This is a genomic window from Rhizobium sp. NLR8a (genome assembly GCF_019685235.1).
In the GTDB taxonomy this organism is placed as follows: domain Bacteria; phylum Pseudomonadota; class Alphaproteobacteria; order Rhizobiales; family Rhizobiaceae; genus Rhizobium.
Map to the genome: position 1 here is coordinate 19999 of NZ_JABDWI010000008.1, position 18304 is coordinate 38302.

Here is an 18304-nt window from a genome sequence, read left to right on the forward strand (position 1 = left end):
CCAGCATCAACGGCCGGCGAAACGCTGTCTGGCGGCCTCGGTGACAGGCGTATAGAGGGCGATGCGGGTCCCCTCGGGGTCGGCAAACTGCGCTGTCCGGTTGCCCCATGGCAGATCCTTGGGCGCGTGTACGACCGTGACCCGGTCCTTGAGCCGGGCGAATTCCGCATCGACATCCGACACCGTGAATTCGAGAATGGCCGTCCGGTTGGCTCCTGGCTCGGCACTGCCCTCGCTGAACAGCGCCACCGTTTCGGCGCTGCCGATGGCGAGTGTGGCGCCTGGCATGACGATCTCGGCGAAGGCGGGCGCAAGCCATTCGGCGCGGCAGCCGGTCACAAGCTCATAAAAGGCCACCATGCTGGCGATATCGGCGGCGATGAGGCGGGTGGATGCGAATTTCATGATCTTCTCCTTGGCTGCGCGATGATGGGTGCGCGACGATCTCTCGGCTTGCCTTTCTCACACAGCCGTGCTGACAGCGTGGTGGCAGCAGGAGTCAGCAGGCATGCGAAAAGCAGAGCGGCTTTTTCAGATCATCCAGATTCTTCGCCGGTCGAGCCGGCCGGTGACCTCGTCGGCGCTCGCGGATGAACTGGAGGTCGCCAGGCGGACCGTCTATCGCGATATCGCCCATCTGATTGCCCAGCGTGTTCCGATCGAAGGCGAAGCCGGGTTCGGCTATGTGCTCGATCCGCGCTACGACATGCCGCCGCTGATGCTGACGCCCGACGAGATCGAGGCGGTCGTGCTCGGCGTGCAGATGGCGGCAAGGCTGAATGATGCGGCCATCCGCAACGCCGCCAGCGATGTCATGGCCAAGATCACCTCGGTCATGCCGCCGGAGCTGCTTCCCTTTATTGCCGAGCCCGCGGTCGGCATCAAACCGGAGGCTATCGGCGGCGATGCGACGCTCGACACGCGTCCTCTGAGGTCGGCGATCCGGGAAGGCCGCAAGCTGGAACTCGATTATCGCGCGGCGGACGGGACGATCAGCAGCCGCATCGTCTGGCCCGTGCTTCTCGGCTATGCCGATAGGCACAGCCTGCTGATCGCCTGGTGCCAATCGAAACAGGCCTTCCGGCACTTCCGCACCGAACGGATCCTCAAGGTCGAGATTCTCGCTGAACCCATCGGCATGTCCAGGAGCCGGCTGCGGCAGCAATGGCAGCAGTGGCGCGAGGCCGAGATGCGCAAGTCGGGTTAGATGCGGAGATGCTTCCGGCCGACGAGCGTGGAACGAAGACCTCTCGGCATACCCTTTCGCCCCGTTTACGGGATGGCAGCCGGATGAGGGGCTGGCTGCGCCGATCTCCGGTGTCACGATGGCGCTGGAAAAGCGACAGAAAGTCGGTTGCTTATTTATACAGTCTACCTGTATAAATGAGCAGAGCAGACGGCAGAAAGGATCGATCATGGAGATCGAGAATAAAGAGGTGGTTCGCCGCTTCAACGTTGAAGTGATTCAAGACGGCAGTGAGGCGGCGTTCAAAGCCCTGATGGCCCCGGATTTCATCAACCATGCCGCGCCGGAAGGAATGGCGAATGGCCCGCAGAGCATGTGGAACACGTTCCAAAATGTCCTGCGCCCGGCGCTGTCGAATATGAAAGTGACGATCCATGATCAGATCGCCGAAGGCGACAAGGTGACAACGCGAAAGACGATCAGTGGCACTCACTCCGGTCCCTTGATGGGAATTCCACCGACCGGTCGGGATGTCGCCATCGATGTCATCGATATCGTGCGTGTCGAGGACGGCAAATATGCCGAGCATTGGGGCCTGAACACGTTCTCAACCGTCCTTGCGACTTTAGCGAAGGCCTGACGCTACGGACGAACAAGTCTTTCGATGATACGAATTGCGGCTTCGAGTGTTCGCCTGTCCTCCTGGGACAAGCGCTCGTCGATAAGCGCGGCAATTTCCGCCGTCCGAGCCTTCCTGGAGCGGGTCAGCTCTTCCCGGCCTTTCTCGGTTATGGATAGAAGCCGGCTGCGGCTATCCACCGGATTGGGCAACTTGCTGACCAATTCGGCGGTCTCCAATTGGCCTGCGACCAATCGCATGCTCTGATGTCTGACATTGCGTCGGCTTGCCAATTCGGCGACGCTGAGAGGACCGCTTCGATCGAGCAGCGCCAGAGTTTCAGACTGAGACGTTGTCGGCGTGTTTGTATTCGCTCTTATGCCCCTGACGAAATTGCCGACCGTGACGCGAAGACTTTCCGCAAGCGCCAAGGCGGACTCCAGCTTTTCGGGGCTCTCTTCATCTCCGGCCATCGGCCACTTCTTCCTTGGAAAGAATGCGTTGCTCTTCCATAAACCGAGACATGCGGGAAATGAAACGGCATCGACCGATCTGAGTGTGAGGGGCAGTCCTGATGCATCGCAGCTTTCGGCCGAGGACCTGGTAGGCTTGTCGCACGAGATCGGAACCAATAAGGGGTTGAAGGCTTCCTGTGACGGTCGAGATTGATTTCGGTTTCGGGCGACAACTTGAACTCCCCCTGCGGACCAGACTGTCATGGTTCGATGCGACAGCTCTGATGAAAGACAGGAAAATCGAAACAGCCATGCTCCATTCTCACGATCAATCCAACTCGACGATCGCAACGGTCCGCGATGTTCGGCAGGCCGATGCGATCTGTTATCGAAGAGACGGAAGCGGGCAGCTTCGCATCGCTACCATGTCACCGTTCATCTGCTGCACGTCGTCGAGGCGAGATGCGGCACAGCCCGGCTTGGAGGCTCTGCTTTCCAGGCTGGAAGGCGTGGTCGTTTGAAGCTCGGCTTCACCAAATCGCTGTCGAGACTGTTGACGACGCGACGGCGAGCCGCACGCTTGTTGGAGAAGGCATGGCGTCCGCTTCGCCGCAAGCCATCCAGGCAGGAGCGACCGAGGCTCCAGACGACCGCCGCATTCGGCAGCAACCCCGGAAGGCTGGTCATGAAGAGCTTCGTGCCCGCCGATCTGCCAAGCAAACCGGCCCTTGTGGTGGTGCTTCATGGATGCCGGCAGACGCCGGAAAGCCTGGACGCCGCCAGCGGCTTCTCGAGACTGGCGAGGGAGAGAGGGTTCGTGCTGCTTTACCCGCAGCAGACCCACGCCAACAATGCGCATAAATGCTTCAACTGGTTCCGTCCGAGCGAGGTCGCTCGCGATCGCGGCGAGGTGCTTTCTATCAAGCAGATGATTGACCATGCGCTCAAACGACATCAAGCCGATCGCACGCGCGTTTACATTGTCGGCCTTTCTGCCGGCGGCGCGATGACAGGTTCATTGGTCGCCAACTATCCGGATATGTTTGCAGGTGCCGCCATCGTCGCCGGGATGCCGGTTGGCGCGGTGCGCGATGCAATGTCAGCGCTGCGTGCAATGAAGTCCGGCGCGGCACTGCCCCCGGATGGCTGGGGCGCCAGGATTGCCGAAATCTCCCCCGGCCAACGCTCCTGGCCGCCGATCAGCATCTGGCAGGGGACTGCGGATCGCACGGTAAACCCGGCAAATGCGAGGGCCTGCGTCGATCAATGGGTTGAAGCGAACGCTGTCGATCGAAGCAGCGCCCGTGTCGAGAAGAAGCCCTGGGGCGAGTTGTCCTCCTGGAACGCCGGAGGTGCACGCCCGGTATCGCTCTATTCCATCCATGGCATGGGGCACGGTCTTCCCGTCAAGAGTCGAAGGCCGACCCGTTCAGGCTCGACAGACCCATTCGTGTTGACAGCGGAGATCTCGGCTCCGGTGGAACTGATGCGTCTGTGGCGCCTGGCAAGGCGGTAAGCATGCCTGGCCACTCCAGGCGATCTCACCATCGGGCGCTGGGTCTTCCTGCAGCGAGTGCTATATTCAATTTCGGTCGTTGCACCTGAGACGAACCGGGAAAGGAATTCTCGATGGGAGAACAGAAGCGCCCGCTGCAACCTGGGAACACCGCGCCCGCCTTCGAGCTCGCCTCGGCCAATTTCGACGGGACGGTCTCCTTGGCCGATTTGAGCGGCCGGCCATTCCTGATCGGCTTCTTTCGCGGGCTGCACTGCCCGTTCTGCCGCCGCCAGCTCGAACAGCTTGCCGGCATAGAGCCCACCCTCAGCGCCGCCGGGGTGAGGACCGTGGCCGTTATCAACACGCCGGTGGAGCGCGCTCGCCTGTATGTCCGCCACCGTCCGACGCCGGTGACGCTGCTGTGCGATCCCGACTGCCGCACGCATCGCGCCTATGGTGTGCCACATGCCGAGTTCCTGCCCGAGGGCAGCAGCGAAGAGCCCGAATGGCCTTATACCGCGACGATGGCGCAGTTCCAGGCGGCGCGCATCAACCCCATGGGTGTGTTTCCGGAACCGATCCAGCCGATGGAAGCCAACACGGTGCTCAACGCCAGGGACGGCTTCGCGCTTGACGAAGCCGATCAGGCGATCTTCGCCAAACACCCTACCCAGCTCGTCGGTCACTTCCTGGTCGATCAGAACGGCACCATCGCCTGGGCAAAGATGGAGGCGCTGGACGGACCCAGCAGCCTTTGCATCTTCCCGACGGCGACGGAGATCATCGCTGCCGTGGGCGAGCTTGGGCGCTAGGCTGCAGCGTTATCGGTTGGTGGTCGGATGATTGCCGGCGTCTTTGGCGGCCCGCAACAAGGGGGCCGGTCTGCCGCGCCTATCCCGGCTTTGCTGGGCTCGGGGCGTTTGCTTCCACCTCTCCTCCCTCATTCCTGTGCTCGTCACAGAATGAGGGAGGAGAGCTAGGCAATATCGCAGGACCGTCGAGTTTGCGGCACGGTATGCGGGTCGCGTCTGCCGCGCCCTCTCCCGGCCCTTCCATTGGGCTCAGGGCGTTCGCCGCTGCAATCGATTCACTGGATCGATTGCTGCCGCCTTTGGCGGCATCGGAACAGGGGGTCGCGTCTGCCGGGCCCTCTCCCGGCCCTTCGCTTGGGCTCAGGGCGTTCGCCGCTGCAATCGATTCACTGGATCGATTGCTGCCGCCCTTGGCGGCACCGCGGCTCACCCACCCGCAATTCCCAGGAGTTCGGAGTCGAGCGCCTTCAGATAATCGCCGGCGATTGCGGCGCTGAGGCCGAGGTCGTGCTGGCCGTAGCGGGAGGCGACGCGGATGTCGACGAAGGTGGTTTCGGCCTCTTCGCGCAGCCGGATGACCATATCGAAGCGCAGGCCGAGGATCAGCGTGCGGGTGGTCGCCTGCAGCGTCACGCCGTTGGCGCCGCGGATCAGCTTGGCGACGTCGTCGTCATAGGGACGCGGCGTCGGCACGGGAATGATGCCGGGCGCGTCGGTCACGGCGTCGTCGTCGGGGTCGGGCTTTGCCGGCCTGTCCTCGAGATCGCGATCCGGCTCGCTCGTGCCAGTGCTCCTGACGATCGTAAAGCCGCTCTGCTTGGCGACCTTGCGCACCGCCTCCAGCACGCGGTCGAGAGCGCCCTCATAGCGCCGGCCGGTCAGTTCGGGATAGGCCTCCATCTGCTTCTCGCGATCCTCCGGCGTCACCAGCGGATTGCGCTTCAGCCAGATCTGGTCGGATTTCGGCGGCGACAGCCAGTCGGGCGCTGCGACCGGATCGGTGGAGACATCGTAGATCGCAGGCAGGCTGAGGTAGCGCTCGGCCGCCACGGCGCCGATGCCAAGCGGAAAGGCGGCATAGATCAGCGCCGCCAGTGCGGCGAGCCCGCCTTCGGCCCCTGATACCCAGAGGCTGCGCAGGCCGACGGCGGCGAGCAGTGCTGCAAGCAGCGCGCCGCCGGCGGCGGCGATCAAAAGCAGCACCAGATAGGGGGTGGCGAGCCCGCCGAAGCGGTGGGCGATCAGCACGGCGAGCGCCAGAACCAGGGAAAATGCCCCGATCAGCCGCGAAGCGTAGGCGGCGTTGGAAACGGGACGGTCGTAACGGATGGGCATCAAACTTACCGGTTGCTCGTCAGCGCCGCGCCATCAACCACGCAAATCGCCTTCTCCCTGTTTAGAGCATGATGCCGAAAAGTGTGAAGCGGTTTTCGGACGACATCTTGCTCTATTTCTTTGATTTAGATTCGGATTCAGATTTAGAGCCTTTCCGGGTTAGATTGAAGCATTCCGTTGGCTCAAACGGAGTCGGATGGTCGACCGGCCGGCGCGTGGCGTAGCCCAGCTCTACGGCCAAGCCGGCCGGTCGATCAGCCGGCCCGTTTCAGCCAACCCTCCCGCAGATTTGTCTGGCAAATCTGCAAGACTTTGGAATCGCCGGACGCACTTATCGCTTCGCCATGGCGAAGCGGTGCGGCCGGTGGGCCGGGCATCTCTAGCCAGGACAAAGGCGATCGGCTCGGACGTACCGAGGGGTATGTCCGTCGCCAATCGCCTTTGTCCTGACGAAAATCTGCTCCGGCAGAATGCTTCAATCTAACCCGGAAAGACTCTAGGCCGGGCCGGCCTAAAATTATCCGGATCTGGGGCAAGATTCGGCTGAATTGAAACTGTTGTCTCGGAATATCAGATGGAATTCAGCGGAGACCGCCGGGCAATCGACCGCCGACTTCATAAGCCCTTGCTGATATGTCAAAAAAAGGCCATTCTGCCGCGGTTTCATCTCCAGGGTCACGGACAGGAGAGACGGGATGATTTCACCCGAGATAGCAGCAAGGCCGCAGGCGTCTGCGCTTGGCGGGATCGATCACACCGAACCGACGCTGCCGATGGAGCTCGTCGAGCTCGAACTTTCGCTTGAAGGTTATGCCGGCGGCGATGCCGGCTTCTGCGAGGCGGTGCGCCAGGCAGCCGGCCGTTCCGGCGGCGAACTGCTGTTCGACCTGCCGGCCGCCGGCCTGATCGAGGATTGTCGCCGCATCGCCGTCCTGCGCATCCCCGATGGCGAGGGCATGCGCGTCGTGCTGGCGCTGCTCGATCAGAACGGCACCGAGATCCGCATGCAGGCGCCCGACGAGGACACTGCTCATCTGGTGCGCTTCGCCGATGCCTTCATCGAGGTGCTGGAGCGGATCTGAGCGTCCGTCTCGGTTCTAGCGCCGTTCGGCCGCCGCTTCCGCCAGGCTGCGGAAGGGAAATTTGCGGCCGCACTCGCATTTGATCATGAAGCTTTCCTGGTGGTTGGAAGCCCGCTGCACGCCAAAGCCGCGCGGCAGCTGATCGACCTGGAAATCCGGATGCTTGCGCTTGGGATCATCGATCTCCGAGGCCTCGGCAAAACCCGCATTGCCGCATTGCGGGCAGTTCAGTTTCTTCGAAAATCGATCGCGGATGGCCATGCTCGGTTCCAGTGTTTTCGGCCTCCTCATACAGAGGAATGCCCCTTGTGCATAGGTGGGTGGCGAAAGCGGAACCATCTTCCGGCGGTGCCGTTCCTTTTGGAAAGGAGGCGATCATGCCGAACAGAGATCCGATCCCGACACCGACGACCGATACACCGCGCGGGCCGACGCCGACACCCGGCATTCCCGACCGCATCCAGGAAAAACCGCCGCTGACCCCGGCCCAGGACCCGGGCGACACGAAGAACCCGCAAGACCCGCCGCTCGATCCGGCGCTGCTGCCGATCGGGGATCCCGCCGGGGCGGCGTGAAGATGGCGAGAGGCGTTGTCCTCGCTCTCGATGGCTTTTTCTCGTAAGTAACTGAAGCCGCGTGCTTGGTTGTGGATTCCAGGGTCAAGCACCGGAGTGTGGGGTTGGCGATGTTGCCAAACGCACCGCCGGCGCAGCTTGGGAGCCGGCGCGGTTTTTGGGATGTCGCAATGCCGCGGCTTGTGCAACGACGCATCCGCCGAAGGTTCCTCACCGCTGCTCAACCGATGCGTCGCGGCACCACCTTGCGCGCTGGCGGACGTATGGGTCGCGGCACCACCTCTCTTCCGCGCTGGCGGCTTATGCATCCCGGCACCACCTCTCCTCGCGGTGAGCCGATCTGTCGCGCGACCACCTCTCCTCCGTCATCCCAGGGCTTGCCCCTGGGATCCATGCGCAGAGCACCACAGACGACACAACCGCCATCACCACAGCGTAAGATAGAGATCGTCCCACTCGGGATTCATCGCCTCGACCAGGTCGATCTTCCATTGCCGGTTCCATCGTTTCAATGATTTCTCGCGCTGGATGGCGCTGCCGATGTCCCAATGCTCCTCGTACCAGACGAGGCGGGTGCAGCCATATTTCCAGGCAAAGCCCGGTGTCAGTCCTTCGCGATGTTCATGGATGCGGCGCTCCAGATCGGATGTCACGCCGATATAGAGGGTGCCGTTTTTCTGGTTGGTGATGATGTAAACATATCCTGCCATGTGGGCAGAGTGCTTGGCTGTGGATCCCAGGGTCAAGCCCTGGGATGACGGAGTGTGGAGTTGGCGTTCTCGCCAAACGCACCGCCGGTGCAGCTTGAGAACCGGCGCAGCTTGTGAGACCTCGCTTTCGCCGAGGCTTGCGTGGGGTCGCTTTGCCGAAGCTTCCTCACCGCTGCTGAGCCGACGCGTCGCGGCACCACCTCGCCTCCGCGCTGGCGGACAAATACATCCCGCCACCACCTCTCGTCCGCGCCGGCTTGTGCGTGCCGGCACCACCTCTCCTCCGTCATCCCAGGGCTTGACCCTGGGATCCACGAGGCTGGCGCTGAACAGCAATGGCCACCCACCGCAGAGAAATTGAAGCCGCGTGCCCGGTCGTGGATCCCAGGGTCAAGCCCTGGGATGACGGAGCGTGGGATGCGCAGGAGAAACCATTCCCGGCCTGGGCCACTCGGCAAGGGACGAGCGGTCGCTTGACGCCCTCGCCCGAATGGCTTTTCCTCAGGGAAAAGCAAGGACCAAACCAATGCGCATCGCCCTTCTCCTTATCCTCCTCGCCGTGACCGCCGGCCTTTCCGCCTGCCAGACGATGACGCCGGAGGAGCGGCGGGCGGCCGATGAGCAGAAGTGCCTGAATTATGGTTTCCGCCGCGGAACCGATGCGTTTGCCACCTGCCTGCAGCGCATCGATCTCGACCGGCGGGCCGAGTCGCGGGCGCAGAGTGCCGAGCTGATGCAGAGCATGGCCTGGGATCTGAACGGACCCTATATCTATCACGATCGCTGGCGGTACCATCACTGACGTCGGCGCTGCGCGGTCCTACATGTTTTCCGAAATCACCGCCTGCGCCGCCGCCAATCTGGCGATCGGCACGCGAAACGGCGAGCAGGAGACGTAGTCGAGGCCGATCGTTTCGCAGAAGCGGATCGAGGCGGGGTCGCCGCCATGTTCGCCGCAGATGCCGAGCTTCATGTCGTTGCGGGTGCGCCGGCCGCGTTCGGCGGCGATGCTGATCAGCTCCCCCACCCCATCGAAATCGAGCGAGATGAAGGGATCGTGCTCGATGATGCCCTTGCGCTGATAGGTGGGGATGAAGGCCGACGCGTCGTCGCGTGAGATGCCGAAGGTGGTCTGCGTCAGGTCGTTGGTGCCGAAGGAGAAGAATTCGGCGGCCTCGGCGATCACATGGGCGCGCAGCGCCGCGCGCGGCAGCTCGATCATCGTGCCGACGAGATAATCGATCTTCATGCCGGCTTCGGCCATGACATTGCCGGCGATGGCGTCGATGCAGGCCTTGACGTAATCCAGCTCGGAGCGCAGGCCGACCAGCGGCACCATGATCTCCGGCACGACGGCCGCCCCGGTCTCATGCGCCGCAGCCACCGCCGCCTCGAAAATGGCGCGGGCCTGCATCTCGACGATCTCGGGATAGGAGATCGCCAGCCGGCAGCCGCGATGGCCGAGCATCGGGTTGAACTCGTGCAGCGCATCGACGCGCTGGCGCAGCGCAAGCGGCTCCAACCCCATGGCGAAGGCGACCTCGGCGACCTCGTCGTCGGTCTTCGGCAGGAATTCGTGCAGCGGCGGATCAAGCAGGCGGATCGTCACCGGCAGTCCGTGCATGACGGTGAAAAGGCCGGTGAAATCCAAGCGCTGCATCGGCAGCAGCTTGTCGAGCGCCAGCCGCCTGCCCTTCTCATCCTCGGCCAGGATCATCTCGCGCATGACATGGATGCGCTCGCCCTCGAAGAACATGTGTTCGGTGCGGCAAAGGCCGATGCCCTCGGCGCCGAAGGAGCGGGCGGCGCGGGCATCAGCCGGCGTATCGGCATTGGTGCGCACCGTCATGCGCCGGGCGCGGTCGGCCCAGCCCATGATGCGGCCGAAATCGCCCGACAGTTCCGGCTGGATCATCGGCACCTCGCCCTTCAGCACCTGGCCGGCCGAACCGTCGATGGTGATGATATCGCCCTTCTTCAGCGTCACGCCGATGCCGAGCAGGCGCTCGTTGCGTTGATCGATGCGCATGGTGCCGGCGCCGACGACGCAGGGAATGCCCATGCCGCGGGCAACCACCGCCGCATGGCTGGTCATGCCGCCGCGGGTCGTCAGGATGCCTTCGGCGGCATGCATGCCGTGAATATCCTCCGGGCTGGTCTCGACCCTCAGCAGAATGACCTTGCGGCCCTCGGCCTCCGCCTCGACCGCCTCTTCGGCGGTAAAGACGATGGCGCCGGTCGCCGCCCCCGGCGAGGCCGGCAGCCCGGTGCCGATCACCTGGCGGTTGACGCGCGGATCGATGGTGGGATGCAGGAGCTGGTCGAGGCTCGAAGGTTCGATGCGCAACACCGCCTCCTCCTCGGTGATCACTTTCTCGTCGACCATGTCGACGGCGATCTTCATCGCCGCCCGGGTCGAACGCTTGCCCGAGCGGGTCTGCAGCATCCACAGCTTGCCGCGCTCGATGGTGAATTCGATATCCTGCATGTCGCGGTAATGCATCTCGAGCTCGGTGCAGATGCGGGTGAGCTCGCGGAAGGCTTCCGGCATCAGCTTTTCCATCGAGGGCTTGTCGGAGCCGGAGGAAAGCCGCCCCTCCTCGGTGATGCTGTGCGGCGTGCGGATGCCGGCAACGACATCCTCCCCTTGCGCATTGACGAGGAATTCGCCGTAGAGCGCCTTCTCGCCGGTCGAAGGATTGCGGGTGAAGGCGACGCCGGTCGCCGAGCTGTTGCCGAGATTGCCGAAGACCATCGCCTGGATATTGACGGCCGTGCCCCAGCCTTCCGGGATGTTGTGCAGCTGGCGGTAGGTGACGGCGCGCGCGCTCTTCCAGCTGGAAAAGACGGCGCCGACCGCACCCCAGAGCTGGACTTCCGGATTCTGCGGAAACTGCTGTCCCAGCTCCTCTTCGATCAACCTTTTGTAGAGGGAGACGACATGCTGCCATTCGGTGGCGCTGAGCTCGGTGTCGAGTTCGTGGCCGAGCTTGGCCTTCTCGTCCTCCAGGATTTCCTCGAAGGCGTCGTTGCCGAGGCCCATGACGACATCGGCATACATCTGGATGAAACGGCGGTAACTGTCCCAGGCAAAACGCGCGTCGCCGGCGTCATGGCCGAGCGCCTGCACGGTCTCGTCGTTGAGGCCGAGATTGAGCACCGTGTCCATCATGCCGGGCATGGAGACGCGGGCGCCGGAGCGCACCGACAGCAGCAGCGGCTGGCTGGTGGAGCCGAAATGGCGGCCGGTGATCGCCTCGATCGCCGCTATGCCGGCGCGCACCTCGGCCTTCAGCCGGTCGTCGATATGGCCGCCATTGCTGTAATAGGTGTTGCAGGCATCGCTGACGATCGTCAGTCCCGGCGGAACGGGAAGGCCGAGAGCGCACATTTCAGCAAGATTGGCGCCCTTGCCGCCGAGCATCTCGTGGTCGCGCGCGCCACCCTCCGCCTGTCCGTCGCCGAACCTATAGACCCACTTGGTCATCTTCCCCCCAACTCCAGATCGGGATCAGCGTGATCCCTCGGCTGTCGACGACCCTCGCTCTTTTCTCGGCGTCATCCTTGCCCCTGTGGCGAGGATCTGCTGCGTGTGACCGGTCGCAGATGCTCGGGACAAGCCCGAGCATGACGAAAGAGAAGAAGGCAGTGTCGTCAGCCTGACAAATCAGCTTAATGCCTTGGAGTTGAAATGAAAATCGACAAATGCGGCAAAAATGCTGCGTCGCACAATAATTTTCGCGAGAGTGGCGGCCGAAGGCATGCAAACCGCACCCGATCTGAAGAAGGCATAAAAAAAGCTTTGCGGGACTGCAACAATGTCCCGCAAAGCCTTGTTTCCGTCCGGCCAGGAAAACCGGACGGGGGGTCCCTCAACCCAGGACGGTTCATGGAACCACCCTGATCTTCGTGTTCGGCAATACCTCAGGATTTCCCGGGATTGCTCAACACCTCCCGGGTCTTTGCCCTCTACCCGGAAAGCGCATCGCAAATTCGACAATACGCAACGTTGACCGCCCGCTTTTCAGCAAAGTCATCAGGTTGCGTTGAAACAACTTCTAATGCAAGTCAGAGAAAAGAGCATCATCCAAATGGGGTACGGACCGCAAGACAGCCGACCTTTTTTGGTGTTTATCACCGAATGCGGGAAAATTGCGCGCGATTTGTGCACAGTCCGGCTGGAGTTCGGGTTTTGGCCGGCCGATGAGCAGCCGCCTCGTCGTCGATGCGACCCTCTCGAAATGCGAGGCAGATCCTGCGCCGATGGCAGACAGCCGTTCCCGCAAAAGCTGATGCCGGACGGTGGTGAATGTCGGAATCCCGTTTGGCCGCACGTCTTCAATGTGGACAAGCGATGGAGAAAGCGATGACGATCACCATTACCGCCTTTGAACGTTCGCCCGATCGGGGCCGGGGTCTCGCGCGCGACATGCGGGTTCGCTGGGCGCTCGAGGAAGCGGGCCAACCCTATGAGGTTCGCCTCGTCACGTTCGAGACGATGAAGCAGCCGGCGCATCTGGCGCGTCAGCCTTTCGGGCAGATCCCGACCTATGAGGAAGGCGATCTTACCCTGTTCGAATCCGGCGCGATCGTCCTGCATATCGCCGAGTGCCACGGCGGCGGCCTGTTGCCTGGGGATAGCAATGGCCGGGCGCGGGCGATCGCCTGGATGTTTGCCGCGCTCAATACGGTTGAGCCGCCGATCTTCGAGCACAGCCTCGCCAGGATCCTGGAGCGCGACGAACCCTGGTACGAAAAGCGCCTGCGTTCCCTAGAGGGCAGCATCCGCAAACGACTGGACAGCCTTTCTGCCCATCTCGGCCATGCCGACTGGCTCGACGGCGCCTTCAGCGCCGGTGACCTGCTGATGGTCTCGGTACTGCTGCGGCTGAAGTCGTCAAACATACTGGACGATTATCCCAGCCTTGCAGCCTATGTCGCCCGCGCCGAAGCACGGCCGGCCTATCAGCGCGCCTTCGCCGCGCAGCTGGCGGTCTTCCAGGCTGCATCGGGCGGCTGACCAGGGATCATGGGGGGTGAACCGCTTGGACGGAAGTAGTCATTGATTGCTTCGTGTTCTGGCGTTTTCGTTGGTCGAGATACGCAGGAGTTCAATATCCGTGCAACGTCCCAGGCTGGGAGATCGGTGGGGGGGCTGCCCCTCAACCGCAACTACCTCTCGTCCTTCGAGCCCGGTTCATTCTCTCCTCTGCCAACCCAAGCACCACCCTTCCCGCCAGCCCGGCATCACCTCTCCTCACCATCCGGGCACCACCTCTCCTCCGTCATCCCAGGCCTTGAGCCTGGGATCCACGGCCTGGCGCTGGTGGATGCCGCATGGATCCTCGGGTCAAGCCCGAGGAAGACGGAGGATAGGGTGACAGCCGCAGCAAAATAGCGGCGGACCGCCAAATACCAATTCGGTGGCGCCCGTGTGTCTGTCCGCGGCCTCCTGCCGCGTCCGCGTTTCCGGCCGGTCCCTTGCCTCAATCCCATCACCCTGGGCCCTGAGCCTGGTCTCCGCGGCTCGCGCGGACGCCTTCAGGCGATTTCGCGCAGGCGTTCGGCCGTCTGCAGGTCGACGGAGACGAGGGTGGAGACGCCCTGCTCGGCCATGGTGACGCCGAAGAGGCGGTTCATGCGGGCCATGGTGATCGGATTGTGGGTGATGATGACGAAGCGGGTTTCGGTCGATGCCGCCATTTCGTCCATCAGGTTGCAGTAGCGCTCGACATTGTGGTCGTCGAGCGGCGCGTCGACCTCGTCGAGCACGCAGATCGGCGCCGGATTGGTGAGGAAGACGGCGAAGATCAGCGCCATCGCCGTCAGCGCCTGCTCGCCGCCCGACAGCAGCGTCATGGTCTGCGGCTTCTTGCCGGGCGGCCGCGCCAGGATTTCGAGGCCCGCCTCCAGCGGATCGTCGGATTCGATCAGCTGCAGCTCGGCGGTGCCGCCGCCGAAGAGATGGGTGAACAGCCGCTGGAACTGGCCATTGACGACGTCGAAGGCGGCGACCAGGCGCTCGCGGCCCTCGCGGTTCAAGCTCTGGATGGCGCCGCGCAGCTTGCGGATCGCGTCGATGACGTCGTCGCGCTCCTTGATCAGGGCTTCGAGCCTTTCGCTCAGCTCCTTCTGCTCCTCGTCGGCGCGCAGATTGACGGCGCCGAGCCGTTCGCGCTCCATCTTCAGCCGCTCCAGCTCGCGCTCGACCTCGCGCGGATCGGGCAGCGCCTGCATCGGCTGCAGGCCGGCAAGCCGCAGCGCCTCATGCGGCGGCACATTCAACGCCTCACGGATACGACTTTCGCTTTCCTGCCGCCGCTCACGGGCAGAGACGAGGCGCTCCTCGGCGCGGCCGCGGCGTTCGCGGTATTCGGCAAGTTCGGAAAGCGCGGTCGCCGCCTTGTGGTCGGCGTCGCGCTGGATGCGTTCGGCTTCGGCGAGCAGATCGCCGGCGTTGCGGCGCGCTTCTTCGGCCTTCTGCAATTCGCTGAGCAGAGCGCGGCGCTTGTCGTCGAATTCATCCGGCGCCATTTCGAGCTCGGCCGCCTCCTCGCGCGCCTCTTCCTCGCGCTCGCGCAGCGTGGCGACATGATCCTCGCCACTTGCCGCCCGCTGGCGCCAGGTCTCGCGCTCCTGGCCGATCGCCATGATGCGACGCTGGCGGGCCTCATTTTCCCTCGCCAGGCTTTCGTGCCGGGCGCGGGCCTCGGCGAGCGCGCCGCGGTCGGTCGCAACCTCCGCCTGCTGGAAGCGCAGCCGCTCGTCGATCAGCGTGAGATCAGGCGCATCCTCCAGCTCGATGCGGGCATTTTCTTCCTGAACGCCGATCTCCTCCAGTTGCGTGCCCAACTGGCTGGCGGCCTCGCTGACGACGTCGCGGCGGCGGATGAGATCGCCGCAAGCGCGCTCGGCCGCAGCCAGCGCCTCGCGCGCCTCGGCGAGATGACGCGCCGACAGGCGGCTCATGTCGCGGGCTTCCGCGAGCCTGCGTTCCTCGATGCGGATGGCTTCGGCGGCGGCTGCCTGCCGTTCCTCGGCCTCGGCAAGCACGTCGCGGGCAATCGCCACTTCACTTTCGAGTTCGGCCAGGCGGTTCTTTTGGGCAAGGCGCAGTGCCGCGGCACTCGGGGCATCTGCGCCGGTGACATGGCCGTCCCAGCGATAGACGGCGCCCTCCTTCGTCACCAGGCGCTGGCCGGGCTTCAGCGCCGCCATCAGCGACCGCGCGTCGCCCTCGCCAACCATGCCGATCTGGCGCAGCCGGCGCGTCAGAGCGGCGGGTGCGCTGATATGGGCGATGAGCGGCGTCACGCCCGGCGGAAGCGCCGGGTCGGCGGCGCCGTCGCCATTGACAGACCAATGGGCCGGCGCCTCGGCATCGAGCGGGGATTCCAGATCGTCGCCGAGTGCCGCACCCAGCGCCGTCTCAAAGCCGCGATCGACCTTCAGCTCCTCGGCAACCGGCGGAAACTTGCCGGCGGCCGCACCGGCGGCAAGCATGCGGGAAATGGTGCGGGCCTCGGTTTCCAGCGCATTCAGGGCGGAGCGGGCCTGATCGACCGGCGCGCGCGACAAGGCCTCGGCCTGGCGGGCGGCGGCGAGCGCCCGTTCGACTGTCTGGGCCGCGGCTTCGGCATCGGCCAGCGCGATTTCACCGGCCTCGACGATCGCCCGTTTTTCATCGGGATCGGCCAGGCCTGATATCTTCTCTGCGATGGCCGACAATTCCGCATTCGCCTCGTGCATCTGGCGCTCGAGGCGCATGCGGCGGTCGGCGAGATCGCGGATGGCGCGCTCCAGCTGGTTGCGGCCGGCGGCGGCTTCCGCCCGCTCGGCCGTCAGCTGGGTGAAGATGCGCTCGCTGTCGGCGAGCTTCGCCGCCGCCCCTTCGAAGGCTTCGCGGGTCTCCTCGGCAAAACGGCCGGAATCGGCGAGGATTTGAGAAATCTCGGCCTCTTCGGCGTCGAGCTTGGCGAGGATGACGGCATTGTCGGCGACCAGCCGTTCCTCGCGGCGGATATCTTCGGCCAGCTGGGCGAGACGGCGGGTCAGCTCGTCGCGGCGGCGCAGGATGCGGCCGGCATCCTCTTCCAGCTGGCTTCTGGCGATCTGCAGGCGTTGCAGGGCGGCAGCCGCACGCGCCTCGCCCTCGCGCAATTCCGGCAGCTTCAGGCTGGCAATACCCTGCTGCTTGGCCGCCTCCATCTGGATCTGCGCCTTTTCGGCGACGATGACGGTTGCCTGGTTGAGGGCGCTGTCGGCCTCGGCCTCGGCCTCCTTGGCCTGCACCCAGCGGATATGCAGGAGCATCGCCTCGCGGGCGCGGATATCGGCCGACAGCGTCTTGAAGCGATTGGCCTGGCGGGCCTGACGCTTCAGGCTCTCGATCTGGCTTTCGAGCTGCGAGGTGACGTCGTCGAGGCGCTCGAGATTGGTTTCGGCGGCGCGCAGCCGCAGTTCGGCCTCGTGGCGACGCGAATGCAGGCCGGAGATGCCGGCCGCCTCTTCCAGGAGCTGGCGGCGGGCCTGCGGTTTTGCCTGGATCAGCTCGCCGATGCGGCCCTGGCCAACCATCGAGGGCGAGCGGGCGCCGGTGGAGGCGTCGGCAAAGAGCAGCTGCACATCCTTGGCGCGGCTTTCCTTGCCGTTGATGCGATAGAGCGAGCCTTGTTCACGCTCGATGCGGCGGGTGACCTGGATCTCGTCGCTGTCGTTGAAGGCGGCGGGTGCGGTCCGCTCGCCATTGTCGAGATAGAGCGCCACCTCGGCGGTGTTGCGGGCCGGGCGGTTTCCCGAGCCGGAAAAGATCACGTCGTCCATGCCGGAGGCGCGCATGTTCTTGTAGGAATTCTCGCCCATCACCCAGCGCAGCGCCTCGACGAGATTGGACTTGCCGCAGCCGTTCGGTCCGACGACGCCGGTCAGCCCCCGTTCGATGATGAATTCCGTCGGCTCGACGAAGGATTTGAAGCCGACCAGGCGCAGCTTGTTGAACTTCATGCGGAAATATCCACGGCAGGAAGCCCCGCCCGCAAACTGCGCTGAAAACAAAAAACGGGCGCACGGCTTTCGCCGTCGCCGGCTGTGGTCGAACGGTCCGGTTCAGATGAGGCTGTCGATGAGCTTCGACATGGTGTCAACCGGCATGTCTCCAGAATAGCGCTTGCCATTGATGAGGAACGTTGGCGTGGCGTTGACGCCGAAATCCTTGGATCCCCTTTCCCGCGTGGCGTTCACTTCATCCAGAAGCTTCTGGTTCGTCAAGCATTTCGTGAAGCTATCCTCAGTAAATCCGGCAAGCTTCGACATCTGCAGCAGTGCGGCGCGGCCGTCATCGGCGGCGGCCCAGACCTGCTGCTGCTTGAACAGCATCGAAACCATCGGGAAATACTGTTCCGGCGTGCTCAACTGCTCCGGATTGGAGGAACTGCAGCGGGCGAGCATGAAGGCGGCTGCGGCACGCGGATCGAAGGGGAATTCGCGGATAATGAACTGCACCTTGCCGGTATCGACGTATTTCTGCTTGATCGTGTCGAAGGTGGTGTTGTGGAAATGGGCGCAATGCGGGCAGGTCATCGACATATATTCGACGATCTTGACCGGCGCGTCGGCCTTGCCAAGCGCCATCTCGGGCAGCGCGCCGGGCTTCAGCACTTCGGCCATGTCGACATCGCCGTCGGACTGGGGCATGTCCCCCGCCGAGGTGGCCGCCGTCTGCATGGTATCGACATCGGTGCCGTCGGCCATGGTCTTGCCGGAGGACGAAGCATCGGCAGCGTCCTTGCTGTCGTTGCAGGCGACAAGCGCTGCGGCAGCTGCGGCGATGGCGATCCCACCCAGGAGGCGGCGTTTCGTCAGTTGCATTTCGGACATCTGCATGGGTTCCCCATAAGTAATGAGAGTGACGGCATGATTGTGCGATATAACGGCTGGCAGCCGCCTACAAGGCACGGTTGGCCAACTTCCTTCAAAGAATTGTGACCGTGATGGGACCGCCGGACAAAATTGCTATCGGTCAGCTCCCGGATT

At 63.8% G+C, this 18304-nt stretch carries 17 protein-coding genes; 8 read left to right on the top strand and 9 right to left on the bottom strand.

The features are described from left to right. Positions 1–6 precede the first annotated feature (6 nt). Positions 7–405 carry a VOC family protein gene (locus HJC04_RS16270; protein ID WP_221146641.1) on the bottom strand — a complete coding sequence of 133 codons (399 nt, stop codon included), beginning with the start codon at positions 403–405 and terminating at the stop codon, positions 7–9. A gap of 103 nt (positions 406–508) precedes the next feature. Here HJC04_RS16270 and HJC04_RS16275 point away from each other — a divergent pair, with 103 nt between their 5' ends. Together HJC04_RS16275 and HJC04_RS16280 are read left to right on the top strand one after the other, a co-directional pair. After that, positions 509–1207, top strand: coding sequence for a YafY family protein (locus HJC04_RS16275; RefSeq protein ID WP_221146642.1), 699 nt, complete (start codon positions 509–511; stop codon positions 1205–1207). Between the two features lie 208 nt (positions 1208–1415). After that, positions 1416–1826, top strand: a complete 411-nt coding sequence (locus HJC04_RS16280) for an ester cyclase (RefSeq protein ID WP_210628878.1) — start codon at positions 1416–1418, stop codon at positions 1824–1826. Positions 1827–1828: 2 nt separating this feature from the next. Here HJC04_RS16280 and HJC04_RS16285 read toward each other — a convergent pair whose 3' ends face one another. Beyond that, positions 1829–2524, bottom strand: coding sequence for a MarR family winged helix-turn-helix transcriptional regulator (locus tag HJC04_RS16285; protein WP_221146643.1), 696 nt, complete (start codon positions 2522–2524; stop codon positions 1829–1831). A 171-nt stretch (positions 2525–2695) separates the two neighbouring features. Next, positions 2696–2947, bottom strand: coding sequence for a hypothetical protein (locus HJC04_RS31780; protein ID WP_259668888.1), 252 nt, complete (start codon positions 2945–2947; stop codon positions 2696–2698). Between HJC04_RS31780 and HJC04_RS16290 the strand changes: the two genes are divergently transcribed. Both HJC04_RS16290 and HJC04_RS16295 read left to right on the top strand, forming a co-directional pair. Beyond that, positions 2844–3776 carry a PHB depolymerase family esterase gene (locus tag HJC04_RS16290; protein WP_259668883.1) on the top strand — a complete coding sequence of 311 codons (933 nt, stop codon included), beginning with the start codon at positions 2844–2846 and terminating at the stop codon, positions 3774–3776. The two genes, HJC04_RS31780 and HJC04_RS16290, sit on opposite strands and share 104 nt — an antisense overlap. Before the next feature lie 113 nt (positions 3777–3889). Next, positions 3890–4570, top strand: a complete 681-nt coding sequence (locus HJC04_RS16295; protein ID WP_221146645.1) for a peroxiredoxin-like family protein — start codon at positions 3890–3892, stop codon at positions 4568–4570. A 426-nt stretch (positions 4571–4996) separates the two neighbouring features. Here the strand turns inward: HJC04_RS16295 and HJC04_RS16300 are convergent, their stop codons facing one another. Then, entirely contained in the window at positions 4997–5905 is a 909-nt protein-coding gene (locus HJC04_RS16300; protein WP_210628882.1) for a DUF1499 domain-containing protein, read from the bottom strand. A 695-nt stretch (positions 5906–6600) separates the two neighbouring features. Here HJC04_RS16300 and HJC04_RS16305 point away from each other — a divergent pair. Beyond that, entirely contained in the window at positions 6601–6987 is a 387-nt protein-coding gene (locus tag HJC04_RS16305) for a hypothetical protein (RefSeq protein WP_221122535.1), read from the top strand. Between the two features lie 15 nt (positions 6988–7002). On the opposite strand, the gene HJC04_RS16310 is transcribed toward HJC04_RS16305, so the two are convergent. After that, complete coding sequence (locus tag HJC04_RS16310) at positions 7003–7248, bottom strand: hypothetical protein (RefSeq protein WP_064706406.1); 246 nt, start codon at positions 7246–7248, stop codon at positions 7003–7005. Positions 7249–7364: 116 nt separating this feature from the next. Between HJC04_RS16310 and HJC04_RS16315 the strand changes: the two genes are divergently transcribed. Then, positions 7365–7562, top strand: a complete 198-nt coding sequence (locus tag HJC04_RS16315; RefSeq protein ID WP_029531594.1) for a hypothetical protein — start codon at positions 7365–7367, stop codon at positions 7560–7562. 425 nt (positions 7563–7987) lie between these two features. Here HJC04_RS16315 and HJC04_RS16320 read toward each other — a convergent pair whose 3' ends face one another. Next, a complete protein-coding gene (locus HJC04_RS16320; protein WP_221146646.1) occupies positions 7988–8272 on the bottom strand; it encodes a GIY-YIG nuclease family protein in 285 nt (94 codons plus the stop codon). Positions 8273–8798: 526 nt separating this feature from the next. Here HJC04_RS16320 and HJC04_RS16325 point away from each other — a divergent pair. Next, positions 8799–9074, top strand: coding sequence for a hypothetical protein (locus HJC04_RS16325; protein WP_210628884.1), 276 nt, complete (start codon positions 8799–8801; stop codon positions 9072–9074). 18 nt (positions 9075–9092) lie between these two features. On the opposite strand, the gene ppdK is transcribed toward HJC04_RS16325, so the two are convergent. Further along, positions 9093–11759 (bottom strand): pyruvate, phosphate dikinase, encoded by a 2667-nt coding sequence (gene ppdK, locus HJC04_RS16330; RefSeq protein ID WP_221146647.1) that lies wholly within the window; start codon positions 11757–11759, stop codon positions 9093–9095. 879 nt (positions 11760–12638) lie between these two features. On the opposite strand from ppdK, the gene HJC04_RS16335 reads away from it, so the two are divergent. After that, complete coding sequence (locus HJC04_RS16335) at positions 12639–13292, top strand: glutathione S-transferase family protein (RefSeq protein WP_221146648.1); 654 nt, start codon at positions 12639–12641, stop codon at positions 13290–13292. 521 nt (positions 13293–13813) lie between these two features. Here the strand turns inward: HJC04_RS16335 and HJC04_RS16340 are convergent. Together HJC04_RS16340 and HJC04_RS16345 are read right to left on the bottom strand one after the other, a co-directional pair. Then, positions 13814–17275, bottom strand: coding sequence for a chromosome segregation SMC family protein (locus HJC04_RS16340; RefSeq protein ID WP_221146649.1), 3462 nt, complete (start codon positions 17273–17275; stop codon positions 13814–13816). A gap of 102 nt (positions 17276–17377) precedes the next feature. Next, a complete protein-coding gene (locus tag HJC04_RS16345; protein WP_405047662.1) occupies positions 17378–18148 on the bottom strand; it encodes a DsbA family protein in 771 nt (256 codons plus the stop codon). Between the last annotated feature and the right edge of the window lie 156 nt (positions 18149–18304).